This is a genomic window from Candidatus Pantoea formicae (genome assembly GCF_011752625.1).
In the GTDB taxonomy this organism is placed as follows: Bacteria; Pseudomonadota; Gammaproteobacteria; order Enterobacterales; family Enterobacteriaceae; genus Pantoea; species Pantoea formicae.
Genome location: NZ_VWXD01000003.1, coordinates 711,075 through 724,813, shown reverse-complemented (window position 1 = coordinate 724,813; position 13,739 = coordinate 711,075). Strand labels below are relative to the sequence as shown.

12 protein-coding genes are annotated in these 13,739 nt (G+C 41.5%); all 12 read left to right on the top strand.

Annotated features, from left to right (window positions below; translation table 11 throughout):
- Positions 1-11: 11 nt before the first annotated feature.
- The 12 genes from F3J38_RS12060 to F3J38_RS12005 all read left to right on the top strand — a co-directional run bounded on the left by F3J38_RS12060 (position 12) and on the right by F3J38_RS12005 (position 13,696).
- A complete protein-coding gene (locus tag F3J38_RS12060) occupies positions 12-3,527 on the top strand; it encodes a glycosyltransferase family 2 protein (RefSeq protein WP_167138642.1) in 3,516 nt (1,171 codons plus the stop codon).
- On the top strand, positions 3,524-4,711 hold the full coding sequence (locus F3J38_RS12055) for a DegT/DnrJ/EryC1/StrS family aminotransferase (RefSeq protein ID WP_167138640.1): 1,188 nt from the start codon (positions 3,524-3,526) through the stop codon (positions 4,709-4,711). Before F3J38_RS12060 ends, F3J38_RS12055 begins: the two co-directional genes overlap by 4 nt.
- Before the next feature lie 35 nt (positions 4,712-4,746).
- Entirely contained in the window at positions 4,747-5,559 is an 813-nt protein-coding gene (locus F3J38_RS12050) for a hypothetical protein (protein WP_167138638.1), read from the top strand.
- Positions 5,560-5,605: 46 nt separating this feature from the next.
- Positions 5,606-6,406 (top strand): class I SAM-dependent methyltransferase, encoded by an 801-nt coding sequence (locus tag F3J38_RS12045; RefSeq protein ID WP_167138636.1) that lies wholly within the window; start codon positions 5,606-5,608, stop codon positions 6,404-6,406.
- Positions 6,407-6,556: 150 nt separating this feature from the next.
- Positions 6,557-7,201, top strand: a complete 645-nt coding sequence (locus F3J38_RS12040; protein ID WP_167138634.1) for a NeuD/PglB/VioB family sugar acetyltransferase — start codon at positions 6,557-6,559, stop codon at positions 7,199-7,201.
- 28 nt (positions 7,202-7,229) lie between these two features.
- Positions 7,230-7,466, top strand: coding sequence for an acyl carrier protein (locus F3J38_RS12035; protein ID WP_167138880.1), 237 nt, complete (start codon positions 7,230-7,232; stop codon positions 7,464-7,466).
- A 30-nt stretch (positions 7,467-7,496) separates the two neighbouring features.
- Entirely contained in the window at positions 7,497-8,240 is a 744-nt protein-coding gene (locus F3J38_RS12030; protein ID WP_167138632.1) for an SDR family NAD(P)-dependent oxidoreductase, read from the top strand.
- On the top strand, positions 8,237-9,064 hold the full coding sequence (locus F3J38_RS12025) for a transketolase (protein WP_167138630.1): 828 nt from the start codon (positions 8,237-8,239) through the stop codon (positions 9,062-9,064). The genes F3J38_RS12030 and F3J38_RS12025 overlap by 4 nt, the downstream gene beginning before the upstream one ends.
- Positions 9,058-10,029, top strand: a complete 972-nt coding sequence (locus tag F3J38_RS12020) for a transketolase family protein (RefSeq protein WP_167138628.1) — start codon at positions 9,058-9,060, stop codon at positions 10,027-10,029. The genes F3J38_RS12025 and F3J38_RS12020 overlap by 7 nt, the downstream gene beginning before the upstream one ends.
- Positions 10,029-11,432, top strand: coding sequence for an AMP-binding protein (locus F3J38_RS12015; RefSeq protein WP_167138626.1), 1,404 nt, complete (start codon positions 10,029-10,031; stop codon positions 11,430-11,432). Before F3J38_RS12020 ends, F3J38_RS12015 begins: the two co-directional genes overlap by 1 nt.
- Positions 11,419-12,507, top strand: coding sequence for a LuxE/PaaK family acyltransferase (locus F3J38_RS12010; RefSeq protein WP_167138624.1), 1,089 nt, complete (start codon positions 11,419-11,421; stop codon positions 12,505-12,507). The genes F3J38_RS12015 and F3J38_RS12010 overlap by 14 nt, the downstream gene beginning before the upstream one ends.
- Positions 12,491-13,696: an acyl-CoA reductase gene (locus F3J38_RS12005; RefSeq protein WP_167138622.1), complete on the top strand. Its 1,206-nt coding sequence runs from the start codon at positions 12,491-12,493 to the stop codon at positions 13,694-13,696. The genes F3J38_RS12010 and F3J38_RS12005 overlap by 17 nt, the downstream gene beginning before the upstream one ends.
- Positions 13,697-13,739: the final 43 nt, after the last annotated feature.

The window sequence follows — 13,739 nt, the reverse complement described above, 5'->3', positions numbered from 1 at the left end:
AAACACTCAGCATGGCTGGTCCAGAATCATATCCTTACTACATCATGACACCAGATTACAAAACATCATCACTGGGTATTCAGGTGATGCACTATCTCTGTCATCTGCTTAATGAAAAGGGATATCAAGCGTGGATTGTTAATGCTAAAACAAACCCGGCGTGGAATACACCGGTACTGAGTGAACATCTTTTCCGGCAGCATAAACAGCAAAAAATTCCCTTCATTGCGGTCTACCCAGAGATAGTGAGTGGTAATCCTCTTAACGCACCGGTCGTGGTGCGTTATATGCTTAATCATGAGGGAAAAATGAATGGCAATAGCATTGATTCCGAGGAGAGTGACTTAATATTTTGGTATCGCAAAGAGTTTGCTGATAAAGCTATTAACCCCTCATTACTAAAGCTTGAGTGCATCGATTTAGACCTTTTTTGTGATGAGGGCAAGAAACGTGATCTTAATTTTCTTTATCTCAATCGCGTACCAGAGTCTGCTATTGATTTCTCTCGTTTGCCTGACGAGCTTGAAATACTCTCAATGCGTAATCCCCTAACACTTGAAAAGTTGGCAGAGAAATTCAAGAGTGCCAGAGTTCTATATAGTTTTGAATCATCAGGCACCAATACATTAGCGTCGTTGTGTGGTTGTCCTGTCGTAGCATTGAAAGCAAAAGGCTATGAGAACTATGCGGTAACAGAAGCCACAATTCGAGATGCCGGTGCAACGGCTTATTGTTGGGATGACAGCGAAGCATCTTTAGCAGACGCTCGTGAAAAAAGCACTGAACTTCGCCAGCAATTATTAGCGGCGCGAGAAGTTAGCCTGCAACAATTAGAGGATTTTATTCATAAAACACAAAGCGAAGCAAAAAATCGCACTGATGAAATAATCAATTCAAGTCTGCAACACTGGATTTCCCATCGGCAGTTACCTCCTGGTTACTGTATGAAAGTACAATCCGGCAGTGCGCCTCGGTTATTAATTTTAATCCATGAAGATGCCAGTGATGACCAAAAAACAAGTGAAACAATTAGCTCAATTCATGCGCAAAGCATCGTTGTGGATATAGAAGTTATTACCCGATCAGTAACAAAAAAAACAAGTTTAAATACAAACTATGTACTTGCTAATGATTTTGCCTCACATATTCAGAGGGTGACTGAAAGAGGTAGCTATGATTGGATGCTCAATGTTTCTTCTGGCATTATTTTAGCCCATGAAAGCTTACCAGTTATAATCAATCAGTTGGCCAATACTGATTATTCTGCAGTGGGTTGTGATGAGGTATGGTTAAATGGAAATGATGAATCATGGACAATGAAGCGCGATGCGCTTGAAGAAGAAATTCTTTACTCTGCTCCACATGTTTATATGAAACGCTGGCTATTTTCATTTGCGGCATTACGTCAGTTAAATGGGGCTGTGATTCGCTTTGATAGAGCCTATGAGACCGATTTGCTGTTACGAATTCACAACAAGTTTGGGCCTCAGTCGCTGGGGTACCATTCTGATGCCTTGTGCGTTCTCGCAAATTATGCCATTGACGAACTTGAAATTCAGGAGTCCGCTGAGGCCCTGAAGCAAAATTTGGCTACCAGAGGGTGTACTGATGTTGGCATCAGTTGCTCACCCGATGAACCGTTACGGATAGCTTATGCACGCGATGATGCACCTTTAGTTTCTGTAATAGTGTTAGCGGGAGAAGATGCTGTGCTCCTGGAAAATTCATTGATGAGTTTCCTGGAGAACACGAACTGGGATAAGTATGAAATTCTGATAATAAACCATGATAATAACTGTGATTCTGTTAATCAATGGCTTGAAGCCGTAGCTAAAATAGATGTCGAAAAGATCCGTGTGGTACGCGAAGAAAATATACAAGGTCGGAAGTCATTGCTTGAATTGGCAATAAAGTACGCCCGAGGGGAATATTATCTATTTATCGATACCGCCATAACATTTTTAATAAAAAATTGGCTAACGATTTTGATAAATAGCATGCAGCGGGAGAACATAGGTTGTGTGGCACCCAAATTGATTGGGCGTGACAAAAAAATCATATCGGCGGGATTAGGCTTAAATCAGCACGGAAGGCTAGAAAATATAGGTCTCGGCTTGCCTTGGGATGCCCGTGCGATCAACTACCTATTATCAACGGCGACATCAGTGACAGCTGTTGCGAAGGCTTGCTGGCTCGTTTCGCGTGCATGTTGGGAGGCAGTTAAAGGATTCGAGGAAATTCCACAAAATATTGCTGCTGTTGATACAGGCTTTATGATTCAGGCAAGAATATTAGGCTATAAGACTTTGCTGGTTCCAGAAAGTGTTGTGATTTGGGATGGTGAATGTGCTGATTGTTCAGCCGCGGATGAGCAAGCTCTACAGGCGATGATATATGACAATGCAGTAAAATTCAGAGCCACAAATCAATTAATTAGTTTATTGCAAGGCTTTCAAAAGCACACCATTAAGGATAATAATACAGCTAAGCGTTGGATAGCAAGGCGTCAATGCGGTATACCATTAATTGCACTAATTGGTAATGGTAATGGTGATGGTGATAGGCATCTTTCACGCTTTAAAGAATTTATTTTACTGCTTGAAAAAGAGCAGGAGTTGGATGTTATATCTTTTGAAAAAGTACCACATGTAGCAGAGTTAATGTCTGAAGAAATTAGTTTTGCCGTTGTTATGCCTGATGTGGAAGTACCAGAAAGTAATGTGATTCAACAATTAAAAACAAACCTTCCCTACAAATTTTATGGGGTGGCGGATGAAACTCTCTCTGGTGAGAATATAAAGAATTGGCTTGATAGCGATTTGCTCACAGGATGGCTTACTTATTCATTGGAACAACAGCGCTGGCTAACGAAAAAAAATAAAAAAAGCATTGCTACTCCAGCGTATTATCCATACATGCCAGCACCGTGTGCATGCAATGAGAGTTCGGTTAAATTACGCGTTCTATGTGACACACGTTATTTAACTAATGAAGAAATAAATTTTCTGACTCCTATTATAATTCAGACAGCTGTCAATCTTGACTGGGTTATTTATGGCCACTACCCGCGTGTATGGGTAGAATCGGTGAGTGAAACATGGCGAGTTTCTAAACTCAATGGGAAAAGCCCCGATTTGACATCATTAAAAATTGATGTTGCGGTCATTCCTGCACTACCACATAAGAATACACGTTATAAAGATAATTATGAACTGCTGGAATATCGCTTTCATAACATCAGTGTTGTGACCAGTCAGGGGATATCTTTTGATGCTGACCCGGATGTCGTCAGGGTTAAAAACAAAACACATGAGTGGGTTAAAGGACTGCTTATGTTAGCGCAAAGAAAGTCTAAATCAACGCAACGCACATTGTTAACTCGTGATGAATCTAGTTGCAAAACTAACGATTACATGGAAAAGGTTTTACAGTTTTTAGCAACCCTGTCCGACAAAGATAATAACAAAAAACAAAACTGTACTCAGTTTAAATGTATCAATGCTGCTTATGTAGAGAGAGTATCATGAAAAAAATAGGTGATAATCCACATTACGATCGCGAAAATGTGCTGGTCACCAGTCCGCTTTTGCCACCACTAGAAGAATTTATTCCTTATCTAGAGGAAATCTGGCAAAGCAAAAGGTTGACTAATGGTGGTCCATTTCATCAACAACTTGAAAAAGAACTTGCTGATTATCTGGGTGTTCAACATTTAAGTTTATTCGCAAATGGTACGTTGGCGTTGATGACAGCAATGCAGGCGTTGCGTATCACGGGTGAAGTTATCACCACTCCGTACTCTTTCGTTGCTACCTCTCACTCGTTAATGTGGAATGGCTTAACACCTGTCTTCGCAGATGTAGATCCTGCAAACTATAATCTGACCCCGGAGGCGATTGAACGTGCAATTACACCGCGCACTACGGCTATTATGCCTGTGCACTGTTACGGTGTTCCATGTGATGTAGAGCGCATTCAGGAAATAGCCGATACATATGGCCTTAAAGTTATTTACGATGCTGCTCATGCTTTTGGTGTAAAGCTTAATGGAGAGAGTATTCTTAACTTCGGAGATATGTCTGTACTGAGTTTTCATGCCACGAAAGTGTTTAATACCATTGAGGGTGGCGCGATTATTTGTCCCGATGCTAAAACTAAAAAACGTATTGATTATCTTAAAAATTTCGGCTTCGCAAATGAAACTACGGTTGTTGCTACAGGAATAAATGGAAAACTTAATGAGGTTCAGGCAGCATTTGGCTTATTACAACTGAAGCATATTGATGTAGCTTTAGAACAAAGGCGAGAGCTTACTACTCATTATATGAAGAGGTTGGGTAAACTTGAAGGAATTCAGACTCTTATCATTCCAGATGAAGTTGAATGGAATTATTCATATTTTCCAATTTTAATTAATGAAGAAGTCATGGCTAAGCGTGATGATATCTATCATGCGCTTCAGAAAAACGGAATTATGGGGCGTCGATATTTTTATCCTCTTATTAGTCAATTCGCTATGTATAAAGAATTTGCTAGTGCGGCACCCTCTAATTTGCCGGTTGCTCAGTATCTAAGTAGCAATGTCATCTGTTTGCCTCTTTATCCAGGGTTGAGCTCATCAGAAGTCAATAAAATTGTTGATATAATTGAGTCTTTCTCGAGAGATATTACTGCTGTCAACGAATCTTCTTCTCTGGGGATGACCGGTTGAGCTCACAGGCTGAAGTGTCTGCTAGGAAGTGCGCAATGAATGAAATAACAAGCCTAACTGATCAATTAGAGAGGTCGACTATTTTGGACTTGCGTAATGGTACAAACCATCCCTTATCGTTACGTTATAGCGAGATACACTCCTTTGCGCTGATTCAGGGAGATATAAAAGATGGTCGAGTTCTGCCCGGCTTAGATTTTTCAAATGCGTCACCTTTTTATTTAGCGGCAAAAATTGCAGTGGATAATGGTCTTGAAAGGCCGGATACTTTTTCATTAATGCATTCCGCATTAAGAAAATTTTATCTAAACTTTCAGCCAATGAATGCCGCAAAATGGCTAGGCATTAATACACCTAGTAATACAAGACTTTCGCAAATTCCTCCATGGGGCGGGGTGCTGCCATGGCGTGCCAGAACACAACTTTCCTATCAGCAGGCTTGTGAGAGTGCAGCTATTGTCGACAATGCGTCCATGGGACGACAGGGCGGAGTAGAGTTGGGATGGCAATTCTGCGGCCCAGTAAGTGATGAAAAAATAGCAATAGAATCCGAACGTATATTGGTTGTTTTAAAAAAAATAGCACGTTATGGATTTCAGAGAAATGATTCTTCTGATGGTGATGTTCGTGCCACTGCTTTAGTCAATGAAGATAATAAATGGCGTTGGTTAGTGTCTTCTGGTAACCACCGTGCTGCTGCTGCTGCCGCATTGGGATACGATTCGATACCAATTAGAATTAATCTGGTCATTAGTCGTAACGATGTTTTATTTTGGAAGCATGTTGTTGAGGGGTTATTCACTTATGAAGAAGCATTGTTTGTATTTGATAATGTTTTTCAGAACTAAAGTGATAACTGTTTTCTCTAAATAAATTGAATAACAAGGGGGCATAATGCATTCAACTTTAGAAGTCTCAATGAAATTAAAAAAGAAATTGGAAGAAGATGGTCAGGGTGAGAGGCATGCTCTTTATCATGTCCTGCCTGAGTTCTTGAATGCTGAATTGATGGAGAGTGGGTGTCAAAATATCTATCGCTTCAATGAGCGGGAGCGCTTTTCTTTTTTTAAGCAATTTGTTGATTTTAAAGGTAAAAGCGTATTGGATATAGGGTGCAATACTGGTTATTTCATGTTCTCTGTATTGGATGAAGGTGCCAATCAGATTACAGGTTATGAAGGTAAAACATCCTGTGTAAATTTCATCATGCAGGCTAAACCATACTGCTCACATCCTGAAAAAATACATGTTTTGAATGAGTATTATGATTTTAGTAATGCCGGTGGGACCTATGATGTCTGCCTGCTGCTAAATGTATTACATCATTTAGGCGATGATTTTGGTGATGATGAAATTAATAAGGATGAAGCCAAAAAGAAAATAATAGAACATTTGCGGTTTATGAGCCATAACGTGGACACGCTGATTTTTCAGATGGGATATAATTGGAAAGGTGAGCATGATAAATGCCTCTTTGCTGACGGTACCAAGCAGGAGATGATTGAATTTCTCCAATTAAATTTGGCTGAATCATGGGAGTTTGTTGTCATTGGCATTGCCGAAAGATCCGCAGAGGGCATTCGCTACTGCACACCATCCGAAAATAATATCCAACGTGATGATGAATTAAGGGAATTCTTAAACAGACCGATCTTTATCCTTAAAAGTAAAAAATTTAATACGACCAATAAGTAAGTCTGATGAACTAAAAATGCAGTTTTGGGAATCCTTTTTGCTAGTCAATGGCTGAATTAGAGTGCAAATTAGGGCGTTTTTCAACTGCAGGGCTGGGCTGTCTTTCTGTTAAGTTAGCAAAAAGTTAGTCACTGTTTGTGGGATGAAAGCGTGAAACTTGCGATTTATGGTGCGGGTGGGATGGGCCGTGAAGTCTTGATTCTCGCACGCCAAATTCATCAGGACTCACCTCGCTGGGATGACATCGTCTTTATTGATGATATTGCGCCTGGACGGGTGCTAAAAGGTGTGCCTGTTATGAGTTTTGAACAGGCCATAGCTGAGCCCATTGAGGTAGCAATTGCGGTAGGTGAACCCGCGTTGAGGGCCAAGTTGGCCAATAAAGTGCGTGAGCAGGGGATTTCGCTCGCGACTCTGATTCATCCCGATATCGTCGTCAGTGACTGCACGCGCATAGGTGCAGGATGTGTGTTAGCGAAAGGGGTTTTTCTGTCGTGCGATGTAACACTCGGTGAAAACAGCTGTATGCAAGCGTTCTCCAGTGTTGGACATGATGCATACATTGGCAATGATGTCGTCATCTCCACTTATGTGACGACGGGCGGAAACGTTAAGGTGCATGATCGCGTTTTCATTGGCATGAGTGCAGTTATACAAGAAAAAGTGAATGTGGGCGCGGATACCATCATTGGTATGGGGGCTGCAGTATTTAATGATATTGCAGCCTCGATGATTGCACTGGGTAACCCTGCCCGGGTTATGCGAAAAAATGATGAAAAACGCGTGTTCAAATAAAGATTTTAGCCAAGGCAGAGCTGACGATATGTCAAATATTGAAAAGTACAATCAAATTTTTGTTGAAACTTTTGAAGTTGATGAGTCCATATTAGAGAATTATAAATATCAGGATACGCCGTCATGGGATTCTGTGGGACATATGACAATGATTGCTGCTTTAGAAGAAACTTTCAATATCATGTTGGAGACGGATGATATTATAGAGTTTTCTTCCTGGCAGGAAGGAAAGAACATTCTAAAAAAATATGCTGTTGAAATTTAATTTTGCTCGTGGCTTCCATGAGGAATAACTATGCTAATGCAAGGTAAAACGGTTTTAATCACAGGTTGCCGCCGTGGCATTGGTAAAGCTATTGTAGAAACTTTCGCTGCGCATGGGGCTGATATTTATGCACACGCGCGTTGCGAAGATAAAACGTTTATGGCAGAAATGGAGTTTCTGTCACAAAAATATAGCGTTGACATTTTACCTGTTTTTTTTGATTTAACAGATAAAACTGCCATGCAGAGTGCCGTCAGGAAAATTATAGCTCAAAATACACCTATTGATGCAGTAATCAATAATGCTGGTGTTGCTGAAAACAGTTTGTTTCAAATGACTAGTGAAACACAATTGCGCAACCAGTTTGAAGTGAATTTTTTCTCGGTGTATTTTTTTTGCCAGTATATGGTGAAAATCATGCTTAAAAATAAAAAAGGAAGTCTAATCAATATCGCCTCAACTGCGGCTGAAGATGGTAACCCTGGTAAGTCTGCTTACGGAGCATCTAAGGCAGCATTAGTTGCCATGACACAATCTATCGCATCTGAAATGGGACATTGTGGTATACGGGCAAATGTTATTTCTCCTGGCATTACCGATACCGATATGTTGCAAACAATGCAAGCCAATGTCGTCGAAGACGCTATCAATAAGACGTCACTGAAGCGGGCAGGCCGCCCCTCAGAGGTAGCAGACTTGGCGCTTTACCTTGCATCCGATCTTTCTGGTTACATTACAGGACAAGTCATAAGGGTAGATGGAGGCTTGAAATGAATATTGCGTTAGAAAAATTAAATAAGAAAGCTAATGCTATTCGTCAGACCATTTTAAACGTGGCTTATCAGGCGCCCAGTGATGGTGTTCATATCTCTCCTGCATTATCCTTAGTAGATATATTAACAGCGCTTTACGGTGAGGTGATGCGATATTCTAATGATGACATCACCTCCTTAGAAAGAGATTTTTTCATTTTAAGTAAGGGCCATGCTGCACTTGGATTATATTCTACACTCTACCACTTCGGTATCATTGATGAACCTGCGTTAAATAGCTTTGAGATTAATGGTTCTGTATTGCAAGTCCATCCTACTTTACATCCAGAATATGGCATCGATTTTTCATCAGGAAGTCTGGCGCAAGGGATGAGTTTTGCGATAGGCCGAGCCTTAGGGCAACGTATGAATAAAGAACAATGGCATACGTATGTTCTTGTTGGTGATGGGGAGTGCAATGAAGGTTCAATCTGGGAAGGCGCTTTCATGGCGGCACAATACGGATTGGATAATTTAACGGTCTTGGTCGATCAGAATGGGTTGCAATCTGATGGTTTCACTTCAGATATTATGAAAATGCAACTGCCCTCTCTGTGGTCATCCTGTGGTTGGGAAGTATTTGAGTGTGATGGCCACGATTTCACAGCGCTAATGGATGTTTTACGAAAGCCTGTCAATGGGCGACCACGAGTGATTATCGCTCGAACCGTAAAAGGTAAAGGTGTGTCCTTTATGGAAAATAATAAAGAGTTTCATCGTAACCGATTAAATGAAGACCAAATGCGTGTTGCGTTGAACGAACTCAACCAGGAACACTCATGCTGACTATTAAGCCGACCTCTATACGCTCATGGTCGATGTTAGGCTCGCGTGGAACTTTCGGGCTTACGTTGTTTGAGCTAGCACAACATCATCCTGATGTCGTCGCACTTACTGGCGATCTTTGTAAATCGTCGGGCTTGGATCGTTTTGCTACTACGTTTCCTGAACGCTTTTTCAATGCGGGTATTGCGGAACAAAATATGGTTGGTGTTGCCGCCGGATTAGCGGCCAGTGGCTATGTTCCATTCGTCACTTCATTTGCAAATTTTGTCACTTTTCGCGCCGCCGAACAGGTACGAGTTAACCTTGGCTACATGCAACAAAACGTCAAACTAGTGGCGCTTGCATCCGGTTTGGCAACAGGTATGTTTGGTGCAACGCATCATGGAATTGAAGATCTTGCTGCGTTACGTTCAGTTTCGAATATTACCATCCTTTCACCGGCAGACTGCACTGCAACTGCCAAAATGACTGAGGCCGCTTTATTACACCAAGGGCCAGTTTACTTGCGCCTTACGGGCAATATTCGTGCTCCAGTTGTTTATAAAGAAGATTTTGATCTGCAAATTGGTCGGGCTATTGTATTAAGTAAAGGCAAAGACGTTGCATTAGTGGCTACGGGTACAATGGTGCATGTTGCTCTTCAGGTTGCTACACAACTGCAAGAATACGGTATTGATGCGTCAGTCATTGATATGCATACCATTAAACCACTTGATACGGATACCTTGAGCACTGTATTAAATGCCAAACTGATAGTCACACTGGAAGAGCATAGCGAGATTGGTGGTTTAGGCAGCGCAGTGGCTGAATATTTGACGGCTAAAAAGCAACGCCCTCCTCAGCTTATTTTGGGCATTCCGCAAGGATACCCCCACGCTGGTGACTATGGTTGGATGCTCGAACAAGCCGGACTAACAGCCTCCCAGGTTACCCAGCGTATTACTAGCCGCTTGCGAGAAGACTAATGGCATTTTGGCATATTGAAAATCATCCCTCTCTACGCTTAGCTGTGATCACCGATTCAGGTGCTGGAATAACCTATGGTGACTTATTAGAATATGTTCAACAGATAGAACAAAGGATAAGCCGTGGGGATTTGATTTTTATTTTATGTAGTAATAATTTAGCTACCCTTGCAGGCTATCTGGCATGTTTACGTAGTGGTGCTGTTGCTTTAATGCTAGATGTTAACATTGAAAGCTCTCGCTATCTTGAATTGATCCAAATTTACCAACCAGCGTATATATGGTGTCCTGAAAGTTACAGTAAGGAATCATCGGTATTTACACTTGTCGATTACAGTCTATGTGCTACGGATGCCATACCTTTTTCTGTTCATTCGGATTTGGCTTTACTGGTAACGACATCAGGTTCTACAGGCAGTCCCAAATTGGTTCGCCTGAGCCATACTAACCTTCAGTCGAACGCTTGCAGCATTTCTGAATATCTGCACCTGAGCAGTTCAGAGCGCCCCTTTGTTCATTTGCCTTTAAACTATGTTTTTGGTCTTTCGGTGGTAAATAGTCATCTGCTGAAGGGCGCGACATTAATTTTAACTCAGTATAGTTTGATGCAACGTGAGTTCTGGCACCAACTTGCTGAACATAAGGCAACATCCTTGTCAGGCGTACCTTATACGTTTGAGATGCTTATGCGCCTGCGCTTCAACCAAAATAATTATCCATCGCTAATGACGTTAACTCAGGCCGGGGGAAAGTTAGTTCCGCACCTGCACCAACATTTTGCTGCATACGCGCAGCAGCAAAAAATGTCATTTATTGTTATGTACGGTGCTGCAGAAGCTACCGCAAGAATGGCATGGCTCCCGGCTGAATATACGAGCGATAAACAGGGGGCAATTGGTATCGCGATACCCTCAGGTGAGTTATCACTCGTGGATGAAAATGGAGTCTCTGTTACTCAGCCTGGCGTAAGAGGTGAGCTAATTTATCGCGGGCCAAATGTTATGCTGGGATATGCTACGCAAGGCTCAGATCTCAGCAAGGGCGATGAATTAAAAGGCGTATTCCAAACGGGAGATATTGCATTTAGAGATGAGGAAGGATTTTTTACCCTTGTCGGCAGAAAAAAACGATTTTTGAAAATTTTTGGTAATCGTCTTGGATTGGATGAACTTGAGACATTGCTACGTGAACATCTGCCTGATTATGAGATCGCTTGTTCTGGTGAAGATGATAAACTTAGCATTTTCATCATAGACGAAAGTATTGCAGAGCGAATAAAGCAGTATGTGGTACGTTTAACAAAGTTTCATCCATCCGCGATTGTTATTCGGCTGATAGCTGTCATGCCACGCACGGCTTCTGGAAAAATTCAATATGAGAAGCTGAGTGATGTTACTAACTGATATCAATGACCTATTAGTTATACCTCCATTCTCACTGGAGCAAACCAGCAAGAAGGCGTTGCTGTTATCTCGTTTAAATGCGTTAACCCGGCATCACAAAGAAAATTGTGCATATTATCGGGGAATACTCAGTGGGCTAGGGCGTCATCAAGATACGTTTGACACATTAGAAGATGTGCCGTTTATTCCGGTATCGATGTTCAAGCAACTTTCACTGTCAAGTGTTGCAGAGCAAGATGTAGTCAAGGTCATGACGTCTTCCGGTACTACTGGTCAACAGGTTTCACGTATTTATCTTGATAAAGCTACCGCCAGCTTGCAACAGAAAACGCTCGTTAAGATCGTCAGCGATTTTATTGGCACAACGCGCTTACCAATGCTAATTATTGATTCACCTAATGTTATGAAAGACCGTAACATGTTTTCCGCTCGCGGAGCGGGTATTTTAGGGTTTTCAATTTTTGCGAGTGACAAAGCTTATGCTTTGAATGAAAACATGGAATTAAACCATGACATCATTAATTCTTTTCTCTGCAAACATAATGGAAAGCCTATTTTGTTATTTGGCTTCACCTTTATGGTTTGGCAACATTTTTACAGCCAATTAATATCTCATTCTGAGAGATATGATTTTTCACATGCAACCCTAATTCATGGTGGAGGTTGGAAGAAGCTGCTGCTTCAGCAGGTTTCCGCTAATGAATTTTCAAAAAGGCTTTATGATGTATGTGGAATCAGCAAAGTTCATGATTACTACGGCATGGTTGAACAGACGGGATGTATTTATTTACAATGCGAACCTGGCCATCTACATGCAAGCATTTATTCCGATGTTATCATTCGTGATCCGCAAGACTTTTCGCTCTGTGCAGTAGGAAAAAAGGGAATTATACAGGTTCTTTCCGCACTGCCAGAATCCTATCCTGGGCATTCCCTATTAACGGAAGATGAGGGCGTTCTATTAGGAGAAGATAATTGTGGATGCGGGCGTAAAGGAAAATATTTTCAGGTAATTGGACGGCTTAAAAATGCAGAGTTACGGGGATGCAGTGATACCTATGCCGCACATCTTTGATGAAATTTCATTTCTGGTAGGTGATAGCAATAAGCTGCATCATGTGAATGCAGTTTCTGCACTGCGCCCATTTGATGATGAAATTATCAATTTTCTAGCGACATTTTCGCAAGTATTATTTCGCCTCCCGGGTGTAAAGGAAAGAAGTGATTTAGCCAGCCTCGCATTTTGGTGTCGCCCTGCGTCACTCAAGGCCATGAAAAATCAATATGGCGACATTAATCATTTAATCGGGCGTGGTGTGGCATTTCATATTGCTCCCTCCAATGTCGCGGTGAATTTCGCCTATTCACTTTTCACTGGGCTGCTCTCTGGTAATGTGAATATTGTTAGGTTGCCAGCGAGAGATTTTGAGCAAATAAATATTATTTGTACTGCTCTTAGCCATTCTTTAAGTCTGCATCCGAGAGTATCACCTTATATTTACTTAATACGCTATAACAAGAAGCAAGAAATAAACAATGCATTGTCTTTATTGTGCAATGTACGTTTAATATGGGGTGGCGATAAAACCATAGAGGTATTACGTCAATCGCCGTTGAGGCCACGCGGTTTAGATTTGGCTTTTTCTGATCGCCACTCATTTACCATTATAGATGCAAAAAACTATCTTGATAGTCCAGATAAAATAAGGATCGCACACAATTTCTATAATGATACGCTGCACAGCGATCAAACTGCCTGTTCATCTCCTGGTCTAGTTATTTGGTTAGGAAAAGATAGGACCGTTAGCAAAAATGCGCAGGAGACTTTCTGGCAGCATCTCGATCGCGTTGCGTCAGAGCGTTATGAGTTTCAACCTGTGAGTGCGGTGACAAAACTAATGGCACTTTGTATGATCAGTGCTCAAGTCGATGGAGTGGTGCAGCACCCTGTTGTACATAACCGCTTGATGCGGGCTCAATTATCTACACTCTCACATGATAGTATGGAATACCGCTGTCATAGTGGTTATTTTCTTGAATATTTCGCTGCTTCTTTAGATGAGGTATTGCCTGTTTGCGGTGAAAAATGTCAAACAATAACCTATGCAGGTATTGAAAAAGACGTATTGAGAGACTTTGTTCGTAATAAGGCCCCCGCAGGTGTAGATAGAATTGTGCCTATCGGACAAGCGCTACAATTCTCCCTGCAGTGGGACGGCTACGATCTTATATCGCTGCTCAGCCGTACGGTTGTTGCCGTTTAATTGTATAAATGCTAATGATGATGACCACGATTTTCGTGGTCGT